The sequence below is a fragment of the Streptomyces sp. FH025 genome, from assembly GCF_017427025.1.
Lineage (GTDB): Bacteria > Actinomycetota > Actinomycetes > Streptomycetales > Streptomycetaceae > Kitasatospora.
In genome coordinates, this window is record NZ_JAFLNG010001164.1 from 1 (window position 1) to 1,318 (window position 1,318).

Genomic DNA, 1,318 nt, shown 5'->3' on the forward strand with positions numbered 1-1,318 from the left:
GGCGCCGTCGGCGACCGGCAGGCGCCAGTTCGGGTACTGGTCCCAGGTGCCGGGCAGGTTCTGCGGGCGCGGATCGCCGACCAGGTCGGGCAGCCAGACGCCGACCAGCTCCGCCGGGGTCGCCCGCAGGAAGCGGTACAGCACCGGCATCGACAGCGGCTCCCCCGGGGCGAGCAGGCCCTGTTCGACCAGCTCGGCCCGCCAGTCCTCCAGCTCCGCCGACGCCTCCTCCTGCTCCTCCCCCAGCGGCCGGGCCAGCAGGCCGAGCCGGTGCCGCAGCTCGACGTGCTCGCCGGAGAGCCGGGCCGCGGTGCTCGGCAGGTCGTGGGTGGTGAGGGTGGCCAGGCAGTCGGGCCGCCAGCGGTCCGGGGGCAGGATTCCGCCGCCGGAGCGCCAGTCCCGCTCGAACCAGAGCACCGAGGTGCCGAGGATGCCGCGCTCCGCGAGCTCCTCCCGTACGCCCGGTTCGACCGTGCCGAGGTCCTCGCCGATCACCGCCGTCCCGGCCCGGTGCGCCTCCAGGGCCAGCACGCCGAGCATCGCCTCCGCGTCGTAGCGCACGTAGGCGCCCTCGGTGGGCGGGTGGCCCTGCGGGACCCACCAGAGGCGGAACAGGCCCATCACGTGGTCGATGCGCAGGGCTCCGGCGTGCCGTGTCGTCGCGCGCAGCAGTTCGGCGTACGGGGCGTAGCCGGCGGCGGCGAGCGCGTCCGGGCGCCAGGGCGGCAGGCCCCAGTCCTGGCCGTGGGCGTTGAAGGCGTCCGGCGGGGCGCCGACGGAGATGCCGCCGGCCAGCACGTCCTGGAGCACCCAGGCGTCGGCGCCGTCGGGGTGGGCGCCGACGGCCAGGTCGTGGATCAGGCCGACCGGCATGCCGGCCTCGCGGGCGCTGCGCTGGGCGTGGGCGAGCTGGCGGTCGACCTGCCAGGCGAGCCAGCGGTGGAACTCGATCCGTTCGGCGAGTTCCTTGGCGGCCTGCTCGATCTGTGAGCCGTTCGGGTGACGCAGGCCCTTGGGCCAGTGGTGCCAGTCGGCGCCGTGCAGCTCGGCCAGGGCGTTCCAGAGCGCGTGGCGGCGCAGCCACTCGCCCTCGCGCCGCTGGTACGCCTCGTACTCGGCCTGGCCGCCAGGGCCGCGCGGGACCTCGTGCAGCAGCTCCAGGGCCTCGCGCTTGAGCCGCCAGACGGCGTCGCGGTCGATCAGCCCGTCGTGGCCGAGGACCTCCTCGCGCAGCCTCGCCGCCCGGCGGGCCAGGTCGTCGGCGCTCTCCCTCTGTACGGCCGTCAGGTACGCGTACTCGGGGACGGCCTCGATCCGC

The 1,318-nt window shown here is 76.0% G+C and carries 1 protein-coding gene; it reads right to left on the reverse strand.

Going from position 1 to position 1,318, the window contains the following annotated elements; translation table 11 throughout:
- The coding region (gene malQ, locus J0670_RS38155; protein ID WP_207817355.1) for a 4-alpha-glucanotransferase at positions 1-1,318 on the reverse strand (1,318 nt) is incomplete at both ends.